Source organism: Sporolituus thermophilus DSM 23256 (assembly GCF_900102435.1).
Lineage (GTDB): Bacteria > Bacillota > Negativicutes > Sporomusales > Thermosinaceae > Thermosinus > Thermosinus thermophilus.
Genome location: NZ_FNBU01000025.1, coordinates 1 through 15,713 on the forward strand (window position 1 = coordinate 1; position 15,713 = coordinate 15,713).

12 protein-coding genes and 1 rRNA gene are annotated in these 15,713 nt (G+C 52.5%); all 13 read right to left on the minus strand.

The genetic code is table 11. The annotated features are described in order from the left end of the window. Positions 1–170, minus strand: a 16S ribosomal RNA gene (locus BLQ99_RS15090); the annotation flags it as partial. A 404-nt stretch (positions 171–574) separates the two neighbouring features. Next, positions 575–1,699 (minus strand): ABC transporter permease, encoded by a 1,125-nt coding sequence (locus BLQ99_RS12490; protein ID WP_093691480.1) that lies wholly within the window; start codon positions 1,697–1,699, stop codon positions 575–577. Next, positions 1,696–2,601: an ABC transporter ATP-binding protein gene (locus BLQ99_RS12495; RefSeq protein WP_093691482.1), complete on the minus strand. Its 906-nt coding sequence runs from the start codon at positions 2,599–2,601 to the stop codon at positions 1,696–1,698. The genes BLQ99_RS12490 and BLQ99_RS12495 overlap by 4 nt, the downstream gene beginning before the upstream one ends. Next, entirely contained in the window at positions 2,602–3,498 is an 897-nt protein-coding gene (locus tag BLQ99_RS12500; protein WP_093691484.1) for an ABC transporter ATP-binding protein, read from the minus strand. Beyond that, positions 3,495–4,466 carry an HlyD family secretion protein gene (locus tag BLQ99_RS12505; RefSeq protein WP_093691486.1) on the minus strand — a complete coding sequence of 324 codons (972 nt, stop codon included), beginning with the start codon at positions 4,464–4,466 and terminating at the stop codon, positions 3,495–3,497. The genes BLQ99_RS12500 and BLQ99_RS12505 overlap by 4 nt, the downstream gene beginning before the upstream one ends. Continuing rightward, positions 4,459–5,061: a CerR family C-terminal domain-containing protein gene (locus tag BLQ99_RS12510; protein ID WP_093691488.1), complete on the minus strand. Its 603-nt coding sequence runs from the start codon at positions 5,059–5,061 to the stop codon at positions 4,459–4,461. Before BLQ99_RS12510 ends, BLQ99_RS12505 begins: the two co-directional genes overlap by 8 nt. Positions 5,062–5,348: 287 nt before the next feature. Next, positions 5,349–6,665 (minus strand): M20/M25/M40 family metallo-hydrolase, encoded by a 1,317-nt coding sequence (locus BLQ99_RS12515; RefSeq protein WP_093691490.1) that lies wholly within the window; start codon positions 6,663–6,665, stop codon positions 5,349–5,351. A 210-nt stretch (positions 6,666–6,875) separates the two neighbouring features. Continuing rightward, on the minus strand, positions 6,876–8,258 hold the full coding sequence (locus BLQ99_RS12520) for a GntP family permease (protein ID WP_093691492.1): 1,383 nt from the start codon (positions 8,256–8,258) through the stop codon (positions 6,876–6,878). 56 nt (positions 8,259–8,314) lie between these two features. Beyond that, positions 8,315–9,595, minus strand: coding sequence for a nickel-dependent lactate racemase family protein (locus tag BLQ99_RS12525; protein ID WP_093691494.1), 1,281 nt, complete (start codon positions 9,593–9,595; stop codon positions 8,315–8,317). A 20-nt stretch (positions 9,596–9,615) separates the two neighbouring features. Next, on the minus strand, positions 9,616–10,623 hold the full coding sequence (pdxA, locus tag BLQ99_RS12530; RefSeq protein ID WP_093691496.1) for a 4-hydroxythreonine-4-phosphate dehydrogenase PdxA: 1,008 nt from the start codon (positions 10,621–10,623) through the stop codon (positions 9,616–9,618). 12 nt (positions 10,624–10,635) lie between these two features. Continuing rightward, positions 10,636–11,904 (minus strand): four-carbon acid sugar kinase family protein, encoded by a 1,269-nt coding sequence (locus BLQ99_RS12535; RefSeq protein WP_093691498.1) that lies wholly within the window; start codon positions 11,902–11,904, stop codon positions 10,636–10,638. Positions 11,905–12,045: 141 nt separating this feature from the next. Further along, positions 12,046–13,953, minus strand: a complete 1,908-nt coding sequence (locus tag BLQ99_RS12540) for a sigma 54-interacting transcriptional regulator (protein ID WP_093691500.1) — start codon at positions 13,951–13,953, stop codon at positions 12,046–12,048. A 273-nt stretch (positions 13,954–14,226) separates the two neighbouring features. Beyond that, positions 14,227–15,690: a glucosyl-3-phosphoglycerate synthase gene (locus tag BLQ99_RS12545; protein WP_093691502.1), complete on the minus strand. Its 1,464-nt coding sequence runs from the start codon at positions 15,688–15,690 to the stop codon at positions 14,227–14,229. Positions 15,691–15,713 lie beyond the last annotated feature (23 nt).

Below are 15,713 nucleotides of genomic sequence, written 5' to 3' on the forward strand. Positions count from 1 at the left end.
AAGGTGTTGTGTTGGCACTTTTTTAACGCGTAAAGCTGCTTCGCAGCTTATGCGCTGCCGTCGTCTTTAACACCCTAAAATGCTCGGTGTTGAACATCAGTCCGTTCGACTTGCATGTGTTAGGCACGCCGCCAGCGTTCGTCCTGAGCCAGGATCAAACTCTCCAATAAATTTTATCTATTGGAGCCTGTCAAGGCTCGTTTTTACAAAACCGGAATTATTTGCGCTTCTTTTTCAGAAGCGCCGCACATCTGGCGTTTATTCTTACATTGTTCAGTTTTCAAGGAACACGGTGCGCCGCCATCAGGGCGACGACAGTTACTTATGTTAACACAACTTGTGCGCCGTGTCAATATCTTTTTGCTTGTTAATTTTTGTCGTCCGCCGCAGCGGCGACTTTTTTATATTAGCATGATACATTATGTTACGTCAAGAACTTTTTCAATATCTACAATAAATTGCTTGGGAATTTGATTGTAGCATATTTTGGATAGCCCGTCAATAATTTATGCGAATATTCTGTTGTATGGTAATGTTTACGAGCCACTCCCCTGAAGGCAACCTAAAAACGCTACTATGCCAGCTTTTTCTGGAATTTTATTATACTTGCCGTAAGAGCGGCAAATATGAACGCCGTCAACGCCGCGACCTGCGTCCAAAGAAAATGCAAACCTATGCCCTTCAAAATAATTCCCCGCATAATTTCCAAATAATATGTCAAGGGGATCAAGTTACTGAGCAAGCGAAAAAACTCCGGCATGGCCTCCCGGGGAAACATAAAGCCGGAGAGCAGAATGCTCGGCAGAAAGATGAAGAAAGACATTTGCATGGCCTGCATCTGGTTTGTAGCCATCGTTGAGATTAAAATGCCGAGCGCCAGCGACGCAACGATAAACAGCGAAGTGAGGCCATACAGCAATCCGATGCTGCCGCGCACCGGCAGGTCGAAAACCACGATGCCCACAGCCAAAGCAAGGGTAACTTGAGCATAGCCCACAAAAACATAGGGAATGATTTTGCCCAGCATGAGTTCGTGCGGCCGAAGGGGCGTAACAATGAGCTGTTCTAATGTCCCGCGTTCCCGCTCCCGCACGATGGCCATCGCCGTAATCATCACCATAGTCATGGTAAGAACAACGCCAAGTATTCCCGGCACCATATAAAAAGCCGAAACGAAGTCGGGATTGTACCAGGGGCGGATGCGGACGTCATATGGGCGAGCAGGTTTTTGGGCGCCGGCGCTCTGCAAACGTTTGATCAAAATTTCTTCTGACTTGAGCTGGCCAATTAACTGCGCCGTACTGATGGCCGAGGAAGCAGCCATCGAATCGGAGGCGTCGACAATGACCTGAACCGAAGCGCTGCGGCCGTGCTTAATGTTATCGCTAAAATCCGGAGGGATGATGATGCCGACTTTTGCTTTGCCCTGTTCGATCAGATCGTTCACTTCCTGGTAACTGCGCGCGACATACTTAATGTCGAAATAACCGCTTGCCGTAAATGCGGTTAACAAGTCACGGCCTTCTTGCTGCAGCGACTGATCGAAAACAACGGTGCCGAGGTGCTTGACGTCGGTGTTGATGGCAAAACCGAATACCAGCAGCTGGATAATCGGCAGCCCTACCATCATCGCAAACGTCAGGCGGTCCCGTTTCATTTGGATAAATTCTTTGATAAGCAGCGCCCTAAGTCGCCTCATGCCACCAACTCCTTGCGGTGCGATTTTACGTAATATACAAATACGTCTTCCAGCGAAGGCGGAATAATCGTATAGTTAAACCGGGCAAAATGTGGCAGATGCTCTTTATCGACCAGCAGGTGCACGGCCGTCCCATAGGGATAGCTGTCGATCACCGGCGCCTTGCTGGCGGCAATCGCTTCAAGCAGGGCCATAGGGTCTTCATGCGGTATTTCCAGGAGCAGTCCGGGAATGGTTTTTTTCAGATTATCGGGACTGTCATCGGCGATTAAGTTACCTTCAAAAATAAAGCCGATGGCGTCGCAATGTTCCGCTTCGTCCATAAAATGCGTCGTCACCATGATAGTAGTTCCTGCAGCCGCCAGGTTGTAAATAATGTCCCAGAACATGCGGCGGGATTTGGGGTCAACGCCGCCCGTCGGTTCGTCCAGAAACAGGATAGGCGGTTTGTGCAAAATGGCGCAGCCCAGCGCCAGGCGCTGCTTCCATCCGCCTGAGAGGTTGGCGGCCAGTTCGTTGCGCCGATCACGCAGGCCGGCCATATCCAGCATTTCGTCAATGCGCTGCCGGGCCAGCTTGGCCGGAAGACTGTACAGGCCGGCGTAAAAAGCCAGGTTTTCCTGCACGGTAAGATCGTCGTACAGGCTGAATTTTTGGGACATGTAACCAATGTGACTTTTAATCAGTTCCGCGTCCCGCTTTATATCAAGACCAAGGATCGAACCCGATCCTGCCGTCGGTTCAATGATGCCGCACAGCATGCGGATAGTGGTCGATTTGCCCGAACCGTTGGGGCCGAGGAAACCGTAAATTGTCCCTTGCCTTATTTTGAAACTGACCGCATTGACGGCGGTAAAATCGCCGAACTTACGCGTAAGCCGGTTGGCCGCGACCGCAATCATTTAATTCACCTCACCCGCCAGTTCCACAAATACATCTTCAAGCGTCGGCGGAATTTCCTTTAAGGATAAGATTTCTATGCCGGAGGCGTTAAGCCGCTCCCGCACAGCTAAAACGGCCTGCAGGGGATGATCAACGACGAGGTGGAATTTATCGCCAAAAGCGTTAATATCCCTCACCATATCCGCCAAATATGGTCTAAGGTTTTTGCGTGACGCCCTAAGTTCCAGTATTTTATAAGGATATTGCGCCCGCAGCTCAGCCGGAGAAGCACAGGAAACAATCCGGCCATTGTGCACGAACGCAACGCGGGTGCATAGCTCGGCTTCGTCCATATAGGGCGTGGAAACAAATATAGTCATACCTTCTTTGTTTAAGCGGTAGAGCATATGCCAGAACTCCCGCCGGGAAACCGGATCAACACCGGTAGTCGGTTCGTCCAGAAAAAACAATTTCGGCCGGTGGATCAAGCCGGCGGCGAGCGCTAATTTTTGCTTCATCCCGCCCGACAGGTTGTCGGCCAACCTGTCTTTAAACGGCAATAGCTTCGTGAAGGCTAACACTTCTGTCGCCAGTGTTTCAATTTCTTTATCAGTTCTGCCATATAAGGCGCCAATAATCCTAATATTCTCATAAACCGTGAGGTCGCCGTACAGGCTGAATTTTTGCGGGACATAGCCGATATCGCCTTTGACGGTTTCGATGTTGCCGCTGCCCAGAACGGTTATGGCGCCGGAATCAGGACGAAGAACACCGGTCAGCATCCTGATTATTGTTGTTTTCCCCGCTCCGTCCGGACCGACCAGACCAAAAATTTCCCCCTGGTTTACCCTGAGCGAAATATTATTAACCGCGACCGTAGCGCCGAACCTTTTTGCTACATTTTCCAGGCTGATCATTTGAGTATTACGTCGGCCGGCATCCCGGGCTTGAGCAGGCCTTCGGCATTATCGATCTTTACTTTTACGGCAAACACCATGTTGGCCCGTTCCCGCTGGGTTATGCTCTGGCGGGGGGTAAATTCGGCGTTCTGACCGATCTCTTTAATATGTCCGGTAAAGGTTCGGTCCGGATAGGCGTCAATTTTTACGGCGGCCGGCTGACCGACTTTGATCAGTCCTAATTGCGCCGAAGATACATAGATCTTTATCCAACAATCATTAAGGTCGGCGATGGTAGCAATGGGCGAACCGGGATTAACGTACTCACCGTTTTCAAAATTTTTGCTGAGAACCAGACCGGTAAGCGGGCTGGTCACAATAGTATCGGCAAGCATTGCCTTACTGGCGTCCAGGATAGCTTGGGCGCGGGTCACTTCCAGGCGCTGCGCTTCGATTACGTCCGGACGATAGCCTTCTTCCAGCAGGCTCTGGCGGGACTGGGCGGCAAGCAGCGAATTATAGGCCACGTCATAGGCAGACCGGGCCGCATCCAGTTGCTGGGCGGAAATAGCGCCGCTATTATACAGCGAAGTATACCGCTCCAGATCGGCCTTGGCTTTGGCGAACACCGACCGGGCGGATGCAAGGCTGGCGGCCGCCTCCTCAAGCTCCTGGCGGCGAGACCCTTTTTCCAGGTCGCTTAACTGGACCTGGGCTTTGACTAACGCGGCTTCATCCCGCAGCACCTGCGCTTCCAGGTCAGGACGGGAAATCCGGGCCACCGTATCGCCCGCTTTCACATAATCCCCGGCATTGATGCTAAGGCCGGCAAGGTAACCGCTTACTTTCGGCATGATGTCGACCCGTGTAACTTCGATGGTCCCAGTGGCCGTAATACCGTCTTCCTTTGCCGAAAAGAGCTTGTAGCCCGCCGCGGCGGTAAACAGCAGAAACACGACTGCGCCGGCAATGAGCCGTTTATTCATGTCTCTTCCTCCTTATCCCGTTAAGGTATACTTCAATTGCTTGTCGCCCGTATTCCCGGTCATGAGCGGTGTAGGGAGGCAATAGCTGACTGACAAGCGGTTGGGCCAGAAAGTAAAAATTAATAATACCGGCAAGGGATAACGCAGCATAACCCGGATTAATATCCGGGCGAAAATCGCCGGTTGCGACGCCTTCCTGAATTGCCTCCAGCAGAAACCGGTAGTTGCGCTCAATGTACTTTTTTACAATCGTTTCAAAGCAGGAGGAAGGGTTGGTAATTTCCCGCGTAGCCAAGCGGATAAGCCTGGGGTTCTCATGGTGAAGCTGCAATAAAAAATTGGCAAAGCGGATTATCCGCTCATGCGGCGGCAGGTTTTCGGCGGCAATGGCCGCTATGCCGTCCGCCATCCGGGAAAAGTGAGTCTCCAGCAATTCCCGGTAAAGCCCCTCCTTATTGCCAAAGTAATAAGCGATCAGGGCGCTGTTGACTCCCGCCGCTTTCGCCACTTCGCGAATCGAAACGGCGGCAAAGCCTTTTTCGGCAAATAGGGCCGTGGCAACTTCGATCAGTTTGGCAGGCGTAGCTTTTTCCATGCTCGGACAACCTCTTAATCAATCGATTAATTAAAATATATTACTTTTATGCGAAAATATCAATCTTTTTTTGCAATATCCCCTTGTGCATAAAAAAGCGCCAGCGTGCCTCTTAATGAAACCGCCAAAAACGCACCGTGCGCAAAAGGTCCGCCACTTTCGCTTCCGCTTACCAAAATATATAAATCCTTTGCGCAACTTCACGCGCATCGGAATAAATTCTCCTAAATGCAAAAAATTGCCGCCACCAGCGTTTGGCAACGGCAAAATCCGAACCTAATTTATACCTATTTGATTGGCCATTTCTCTGCCAGTTCCTGAATAAAGGAAACCAAAGCCACCGTGCGGGGACCTACCGTTTTTAGATCAACATATTCATGGTCGGTATGCTCTTCGTAGTTTTCCACGCCCAAAGCGTCAATTGTCGGCGCATATTGGGCCGAGAGGTTGCCGTCCGTTATGCCGCCGGCTACCCATTCAACAACATCGGCGCCGTATTCGCGTTTTACAATGTCTTTATAAATATCGATAAGTTTTTGGACTTGAGGCGTTTTCTCCATGGGGCCGGTGCCAATTCCGCCGGTAATAGTCACTTTGGTCCCAGGTACTACCGTTTTATTGGCCAGCGCCTTTATTTCCTTATCCAGGCGCTGCAGTTCGGACATCTTATAACAGCGCACCTCGAGTTTGGCGAAGGCCTTGGCGGGAATAACATTTGTTTTCTTGTTGTCCGTACCAATGACGCCGACATTAATCGTGTTTTCCGGAATAAACTGGCCGTGGTCAATAATTCCCTGCGCTTTTAACTTGTCAGGGGTCAAGCTTAATGGGTCTTTCGGCAGCGGGCTGGCCAACTTGTACAGCATGCTAATCTGGTTGCCAAGCTCCATGACGGCGCTTGCTGAACGGTAGGGATGATTGCCGGCATGGCCGGCTATTCCTTCCACCTTAATTTCATATTTGGCCATGCCTTTGCGCTGCGTGACAATACCCCAGTTAGGTCTGGCGGTGTCCATGACAATGACCATGTCAACTTGTTGGGAAAGCTCTTTTATAATATTGTCGGCAAACTCCGAACCGGTTTCTTCTTCACCGTTGTAGTAAAGGACGATTTCGCCAAAATTCTTGTAGCCCAAGTCTTTTAGGGCTTTCATCGCGTAGACAGTCTGAATAACGGTCGCCTTGTCGTCACCGACCCCCGGTCCGTACGCCAGCAGGTTTTCATCCATCCGGAACGGACGTTTTTGCGCCTCGCCTTTGCCAAACACGGTGTCGGTATGGGCCATCATTAACAGCTTAAAATTACCGTCGCCTTTAAAGCGGGCAATTACATGGGTTGCTTTGTCATTGGCGCGAAACTCGACCGTTCCGCCCAACTCTTCCAGTTTCCCTCGCAAAAATTCCGCAATTTTAGCGCTTCCCTCGGCATCGCCGGTGCCGGAATCGATGTTGGTGATTGTTTCTAAATCCTTGACATAGTCATTGAACTGGCCGGCGACAATTTCTTTAAGTTTGGCGCTGCCGGCCGCCGGCGCCGCATCTGCTGCGGCTACCGATAGCATCAGCAAACAGGCCAGGATGAAAGAAATACCTTTTGCAAGCATACTATCCCTCCTAATTTGGAGTAGCTTATATTTACAACGCAAATTTTACCATAATATTCCTGTTATTACAATATATAGGAAATTGTTTATCTTGTATAAATGCCAAAAAGCGGAGACATTTGTCCCCGCTTCATGGTTTAACCGCATGGCGGATTAAGCTGCATGTTGCCGTTTTACGGCCAATAACATTATTGCCACCAGCCTAATTTCTTAAAAAATCAGATCGGCTACTAAAACAAGCACCAGTGAAACAGCCCAGCCGATAGTTGTAGGAACCGACCAGGTGAGCGTTTGCTCTTTGACGTCTTCGATGCCCAGCAGCCGGTTTACTACCCAAAAATAGCTGTCATTAAAGTAGGAGTAAATCATGGCGCCCAGCGCCGCCGCCTGAGCGGCAACCAGCGGGTTGACGTGCGGCATGCCGGCCAAAATCGGGGCTGTAATCGAAGCGGAAGTGATCATCGCCACGGTGCCGCTGCCCTGAACCAGCCGGACGAGACTGGCGACAAAGAACGGCAGCAGCACCGGCGGCAAAGCCGTACTGGCAATCAGTTTGGCAATATACAGACCTGTACCGCTGTCGCGCAGCACCTGACCCAAAGCGCCCCCGGCGCCGGTGACCAGAATAATGATGCCGGCCGATGTCACCCCTTCTTCCATACGTTTAATCACATCTTTCTGCGTAAGCTTAGGCACTAACCCGTAAATAGCAATAATAAGGCCAATGCCGACGGCAATTACCGGACTGCCGAGAAAGATTAAATACTGGGCCCAGCCTTGGTTTAGCTTCATCGCACTTAAAACGGTATTAAAAATAATAAGGACCACCGGAACAACCACCGGCGCAAACGACATAAAGGCCGAGGGCAGTTCTTTGTTTTCCGCGACGATGTCCGCCTCGCCTTTCGCCTGGTATTCCGGGCGCTCCCAGCCGGTTCCGTCGGCGGTAGGCAGCTGATAGATCTTACGGCCCAACCACTGCGCATATAGTACCCCGGCTATTGTAACCGGAATGGCAAACACCAGGCCGAGCAGGATCATATGCCCAACATCCACTTTAAAAATACCCGCCACGGCTAACGGACCAGGTGTCGGCGGCACGGCATGGTGGGTCGCCACCAGACCGACGGCCAAAGCTACGCCAATCGTCAGGATGGACTTGCGGCTGGCCAGCGACAGCGCTTTGGCCAAGGGCGAGAGAATGACAAAACCTGAATCGCAAAAGATCGGGATGGAAACGATATAGCCTGTCGACGCCATCGCCCACTCTTCTTTGCCGCGCCCGAAATACTTAAGAAAAGTATAAGCCATGCGTTCGGCCGCGCCCGATACCTCCAGCAGCCGGCCCATCATCACGCCAAAACCGATGACAATGCCGATACTGGCTAGCGTATTGCCAAAGCCGGTGGTAATCGATTTGACCACATTGACATTGCCCACCGAAGGCGGCATGCCGCCGATCAGGCCTGTCAAAGCAGCCGCAATGATAAGGGCCGGAAAAGCGTGGATTTTGGTGCGCAGCACCAAATAGACCAGAACTGCTACCCCAATGACAAGCCCGATAATCATTTGGGTTCCGGAGACCGCGTCCATAATCAAACCTCCCTCCATAAACCTGATATTAATAAAATTAATATGTGATAATAAAATTAATATGTGCGATTGATGACCGGTAGCATATCCGGCGCGTGCGTCAGCACCGTTATTTTGGCATTTTCACCATATCTGGCCAACGCTGCATCAACTGCCGCTTGGGCGCTGGCAAACGGCGTAAACCCTAATTTCTGGGCGTCTTCATCCTTAATTCCGTGCGATACGATATAGACATCCTCGCGTTCCTTGACCTGCGCCCAGGCGATGGCTAACGCGGCGGCAACTTCGTCCGGCAGTTTTTTCTCATTAACCAGCTTCCAGAGCGCTTGTGACGAATAATGGGTAATGTCCAGAATGTCGGCATGCATAACGGCAACACCCTCATAGCAGGGAGTAACGACAATGATAGTGCCGCCGGCTTTTACCGCGAGGTCGGAAGGGTATAGCGTCTTGTGGGCCTGCCAGAACTCCAGGTCACAGGGATGGGAACTGGCCAAGACAATATCGGCCTCTTCAGGAATTTCAACGGCATAAACGTCTTTCGCGAGCTTAACGCCTTCTTTAAACGCTTCCTCCAGATCGCCGAAGAAAGCGCCGACAACCTCGCCGTGACGGTTGAGGACAGTATTGAAAATAGTGTTCATGCCGATCTGCCGGGCAATCATATTGAGCTCACGGCGAACCGGGTTATCCTCGATCCCGAGGTAAGACCGGGGCGCCCTTACGCTCAGAAGATGCGTCTCCGCCGTAGTCTGTTCGCCCGAAATACCGGGCTGAACAATTTTCGCGCCGCCGGCAAATCCCGGAATATGGTGAGGAACAATGCTGCCAACACCAATCTTAAAGTCAGCCTCATAAGCTTCACGGTTGACCCATATACTGGTGCCGTTCGGCGTTTTGCCAAGGTCGATCAGCGCCTCCGGATTTTTAAAGTCATGGTTTTTAATAGTTACTCGCTTAACGGTTTCCTCGCCGAACTTAGCCATTATTTCTTCATTACTCATAAACCGGTGCGTGCCGAGGGCAATAATTACCGTTACCTGCTCATCCTTGATTCCTGCTGCGTTCATCTCGTCAAGGAGTACAGGAATAATCTTGTCGGTAGGCGTGAGACGGGTATTGTCATCGGCAACAATAACGGCTTTTTTCGCCCCTGTGACCAATTCGCGCAGCGGTTTGGCACCGATTGGGTTGTTTACCGCCCGTATTACCTCTTGTTTTACATCAGCGACAGCTGCTACATCTTTAGGAGAGTATACGCCGATAAGGTTTTTCCGGGGAATTGTTACCTCGACCGTTTCCCGGCCATAAGGCAGCGTAACTTTAATTTTTTCCACAAACATCCGCCCTTTCAAAACTAATGGCTATTGGCGGTAGTACGCCCGCGGGCCATCCGGGCCGCAAGGTAGATGGCCTCGGTCATGCTACGGCTGTCGGCGGTGCCTTTGCCCGCTTTGCCGAAAGCCGTGCCGTGATCAACGGAAGTACGGATAAACGGCAGGCCGACGGTGACATTGACGCCTGTTTCAAAGGCCAATACTTTCATGGGAATATGCCCCTGGTCATGATACATCACGACGACAATATCAAATTCGCCTTTTACTGCCGCCCGGTAGAATACCGTATCGGGAGCGATGGGTCCAAAGACGGTGAAGCCTCGCCGCTTGGCTTCTTCTACCGCCGGAATGATTTCAGCAATCTCTTCGTTGCCGAATAACCCTCCTTCGCCCGAATGAGGATTGAGTCCGGCGACGGCAATGCGCGGCCTGTCAATGCCCAAAGCGCGGACTGCCTGGTCCGCCAGCTGGATTACCCTAAGGACCCGGTCTTTATTAATAAGGTCGCAGGCTTTTCTGAGCGCCACATGCGTGGTGACATGGATGACGCGCAGCTTGTCGCTGGCCAACATCATGGCATAGTCTCGAGTACCCGAAAGATGGGCGAGAATTTCCGTATGCCCCGGAAAAGGATAACCGGCGGCATTAAGCGCTTCTTTGTGCAGCGGCGCGGTGGCAATCGCCCCGACCTTGCCGCTCATGGCCAGCGCCACCGCTTTCGCCAAATATTCATAGGCCGCTTTGCCCGCCCGGGCGTCAACTTTGGCAAACGGCAAATCCGGGGGCAGATTAGCAAGGTCTAATACATCCACCGTTCGAAATTCAAACCGCGCTTCTGCCACGTCGCCGATGGCGCGAAACGCGAACGGTTTGTCCACAATCCGCGCCGCCCTTTCCATGATGCCCCTATCCCCGATAATTAATGGACGGCAGGCATCATAAACACCCTGATCGTCCAGCGCTTTGACGATTATCTCCGGGCCGACGCCGGTTGCGTCGCCCATCGTGATTGCAACAACAGGTTTCACGGTTTCATCTCCTTACGATTTTAAACAATTTACTGCTTTTACTAGCGCATCTTCACCGCCAAAGGCGCCCGCCTTGGTTACTACCTTGAGCCCGTCACAAACCCCGCCGGTCAAACAGCCTACCGGTATGCCCGGCGCGACCTCACTTGCCACGCGGAGTCCCGCCGCCCCGAGCGCCCGGCAGACGCTGACGGCAATATCGCCGCCTGTTAGCACCATCCCAGCCAAAGCACGCTCGACTGCCAAACCTTTGCCTATTTCGCCCAACGCGCCGGCAACAATGTCGCCCACTTGTTGGGCAGTGTAGCCTAAAGCCGTGCCTTTGGCCTTGGTGTGCTCGACAACTTCCTCCGCATAGCCGGAAGCAAGCACCACATCGCAGCCGCCCCGCAGCGCGGCCGCAGCCTCTGCGCAGCACCGCTTTACCTCACCCGACCGGGCCGGTTCGGCCAGCAGGGCGCTCGCATTTACTTCAATGCTTTTGACGTTGGCATTCTGTTTTAACTTTGCGACCTGGCCCCGGGTAACGCCGCTCACACTGCCGGCAATAACCAGTACCGGCAAACTTTGCTTGCGGGCCGCTAGGCCCAAAACGGCGGGCAGCTGCTGCGCCAGTCCGGCCGAACCTACCCACAGAACAGGTTTGGCAAGTTTGGCCGCCGCGGCGGCGATCAGCGCAAGCTGTTTATTCTCCCAGGCATCGCAGACAATGACTTCCTGGCCGCCCCCTATCAGCTCTTTGAGCGCTGCCAGGGCAGCATCTTCACCCTTAAGCAGTGTTTTAAAACTCAAATGTCCCACCGGCCGGCGCGTTTGTCCCGCGATGAGTGTCGGGATGTGCGACTCCTTAACCGGGCATTTGGGATCGCGGGCTATTTCCGTCGCTTCCAGCGGAATATTGTTGAGCAGGTGATAGCCGCCGACCACACACCGCCCGTTTTGGGGATAGGCCGGCGCGACGATGGCTGCCGCCTGGCCGCAGGTGTCCATTATGGCGTCGATTTCGGCGCCCAGGTTGCCGCGCAGCGTCGAGTCGATTTTCTTATACACGGCGTTAATGCCGCTGGCCTTGACAATGGCCGCCGCCTGCGCCACCCGCTGGTAGGCTTCGGCCGGCGAAACAGCCCGGCTGTTGGTGTCAATGACGACAATGTCCGCTTGGGCTGCCGCCGCATCCTTACTGGCGAGTAGCACTTCAACGGTCAGACCCTGCTTGGCGAACTGCACGCCGGTATCATTGGCCCCTGTCAAATCATCGGCAATAACGGCTAACTTTTGCACGCTCTGTACACCCCCTTGCTACTAAATTTATGTTATGAACCTGTGCAATACCAATGCAAATTAGGTGCCAAACTAAAAAATAGAACCAGGACAAGAAACGTCCCGGTTCTGGTTAGCAATCTCTATAATAAATTTGTTGCATTATTCAACAGTGTTGTTGCTTTTTTCTACACCGCGCAACTTACGCCACAGCGTTGACCGGTCAATGCCCAGGCGCTTGGCCGCGCGACTTTTATTATTGTTTTCTTCTGCCAACACTGCCGCGATATATTGGGCTTCCAAGTCTGCCAGACTGGGGGTTGCTTGCTCACCCGGAATTGGCAGCTCCCGGTGGCCGACCTGAAGTTCTTCTAGCAGCGCGCTAACCGCCGCTTCGCCGATTATTGGCTCTTCACTTAAAATTATCAGCCGCTGCATGGCGTTTTCAAGCTCCCGTATGTTTCCCGGCCAGTCATACTCCGCCAGCAGCTTTACTGCCAATGGGTCAATGTCGCCCACCAGCGGATTAAGCTGGGAATGCTTGCGCAAAAATGCCCTTACCAGCAGCGGGATGTCTTCCTTGCGCTCGCGCAGCGGCGGCGCCGTCAAAGTAAGCAAATGCAAGCGGTAGTAAAGGTCGTCCCGAAATAACCCCTTTTCCACCAGATTGCGCAAGTTGCGGTTGGATGCGGCAATAATCCGCACATCAACGGGTATAATCCGGTCTCCCCCGATGCGCAGTACCTCCCGCTCCTGGAGCACCCGGAGCAGCCTGGACTGGAGCGGCAAGGGCATTTCGCTGATCTCGTCGAGAAAAATCGTTCCTCCATGTGCCAATTCAAACAAACCGGGTTTGCCGCCTTTTTTCGCCCCGGTAAACGCCCCTTCGGCGTAGCCGAACAGTTCGCTTTCCAGCAAATTTTCCGGCAAAGCCGCGCAATTCACGGCGACAAACGGACCGTTGGCCCGATGGCTGGCATTATGGATGCCCTGGGCCAGCATTTCTTTGCCTGTTCCGGTCTCCCCTACGATCAGAACGGTCGCGTCTACCGTTGCAAACTTTTTGGCCCGCTCAATTAAGCCTTTTAACGGGGTGCTCTCCCCGATGATATCTTCCAGGCGAATCCTGGCAACCAACCCTTTAGCATGCAGCTTCTGCCGCACAAGCCGCTCCAGGCGCTCTAGCTCGGTTACGTCCCGGAAATTGGCGACCGCCCCGACCACCCGGCCGTTGACGTTTATGGCAAAGCGCCGGGTTACTATTACCTTGTCGCCGACATACTGCAGCTCGCCGTATTCGGACCCACCCTGGCGCAGAATCCGCGGAAGGTTGGTATTAGGAATTATGTCCCGTATCTTGGCGCCAACGGCCGCCGCGGCCGGTATGCCGAAAACTTTTTCGGCTACCGGGTTAAACAGGGTAATGCGTTCGGTGTCGTCGATGGCAATAATGCCATCATGGCTGGAATTGACGATGATACGGAAGAGCTCGGCCCGCTCCCGCTCGCTAATTCGTACCTCGGCAATGTTTTCCGCTTCGTGAATGGCCTGGACGATGGCTTCTTTGCCCGAAGTAATCAACACTCCTTTTAACCCGAGCCGCGTGGCTTGCTTGATGGAAATGGCGTCACCGACAACCAATTCGATGCCTGCCTGGGCGGCAGCCGCAATTTTGCCAGGCGCGTCGTCCCGGGAATCGATGATGATCTGTTTAAGCTCAAGGCCCAAAACGGCACCAATGCTCTCACAGCCGTAGACCACATTGCTAAATCCAATGATACCGATCTTTCCCTTGTACTCCCGCAATTGGGCAAGACAGCGGAGGATATCAAACGGCGACACCTTGATCTCCACCACCGGGATGTCCAGCGTCCTGGCAATCAGTCTGGCCGTGCCACCGCGGCTGATGATTACTTCCGCGCCGCCGGCCACAGCCTGGCGGGCCGCCTGAACCCCATCATCCAAATCACCTTCATATACAGCGACATGCGCCCCCAGGTCGGCGACGACCGCTTCCGCCTCCGCCTTCAGCGCCGGATAGGGAGCAATAATGGCTATCCGCGGTTTCATAAACGCCCTCCTCCGACGTAGGAAATATCAAACGTAAATGGTTTGGCGCCGAAAGAAATGCTCGGCAGCAACTTGGTAAAGTCACTGCCGGCAATCACGCCAAACTAAACTACCGCAAACCGCAGCGGCCCGGCAATGCCGGCGGGCGACAAAGATTGTCCGCCCGCCTTACCGGTTATCGGCCTAGTTGCTATGCCGGCCCACGCTAAAAAGCGGAGACAGCTGTCCCCGCATTTGCAACACTGCCAAACGTGTTACATACAGTCCAACAATTTAACGGATTCTTGCCCGACATATATCTTCAGTGTAATCCCGCCATACCGTTTGAAACCGTTTACTCCCTAGCTCAATATGCCCATGTGCCGAGTACACTCGGCGCAAAATGTTCTGTCGGTTTTCCTTGGTGGAGAAATTGCACATTTCCGCTAGGACCTGCATGATTTGAAACGACATTTCACTAAGACCGGTAATGTCCTTCGACTTATGCACCACTTCGCCCAGATTAACCTGGCAGGTCGACCATAAGCCGCCATTATTGACTGCTTGAATTAACATGGCTATCTCGACTCCATAGTTAACAGGGATCTTCATCCGCAGAAGGTCTTCCCGATAAATTGCCACCGTTCCTGCTAGCGGTTGAATATAACCTGACAGTTCAGGAAGAAACATATTTATCCAAGGCCGAGCCAACAATTCGGTTACCCTGCCACCTCCAAGTTCAAGGCCGCTTGCTTCAATCCTGACCGGTCGCGCGAAGTAACCTTTAGCGAAACGGATACTGGCATTGGTCAGCAGCGGCCCGAATAACCCGTAAAAAAACCGCGGCGTTATGCTCTCGATATCAGTATCAACCCAAGCCATAATGTCTGCCTCGGTAACAAAGGCGCTTTTAAACATTGCCTCCCCTTTTCCCGCATACGCCCCTAACTCAGGTGCTATCTCCGCGTGTTGAAATACCGGGATGCCAAATGACCGGCCGATTTCCACCGTGGCATCCGTCGAAGCGGAGTCAATCAGAATAACATCATCAATAATTCCTAACGCCTTGACTTCCAGCGCCGTTTTAATAACATTTCCCACCGTCTTTTCTTCATTTAGGCTGGGAAGTATCACCGCTACTTTCACGCCAAGCTTCTTCTTATAATTACTAAGTACTGCCGGCAGCGAAAAATCAGACGACTCAAAAGTACGCTCCCGTACCCAGCGGTATATTTCATCCCCTTCATCAAAGTCAAAATCGACCATAGGAGCTCTTACGATAGTAACGCTCCCATGATAAACCTCTTTAATATGCCTATAAAAAGGGACAATTTCCGAGGTAGCCAGCGGCGCGCCAAAAAATAGCATCTCATATTCGCCGCCGATATTTTTAACAAGTTCATAAATAGACGGATCCCGCCGCCAGTTGATAGTCACGCTATCAAACAAAGTATGCGCCGGCGTGACAACCGATGACAAAAAAATATCTTCCAATTGTGAAATTTTTTCTTCGATGTGAAAAATTTTTACGTCCCTCTGGCCCGAATTGGCGAGAACCTCCAAAACCGCCCTGGCACTTAATCCGCCCCGCAGGATGGCGGCAACCGGTCCATGCCGCCATCCGTCTGTGACTACCACGATGCGGTCACGGTGCTCCTCCAAGTCATCTATTTCGTCAAACGCTTTTATAATAACCGGAGTTCCACTTGTCGGTTGCGAAACCAGTGGCCAAACGGTTCTCACACTGTCGTCTTTCATATAATCATCCCCATAATACTTTA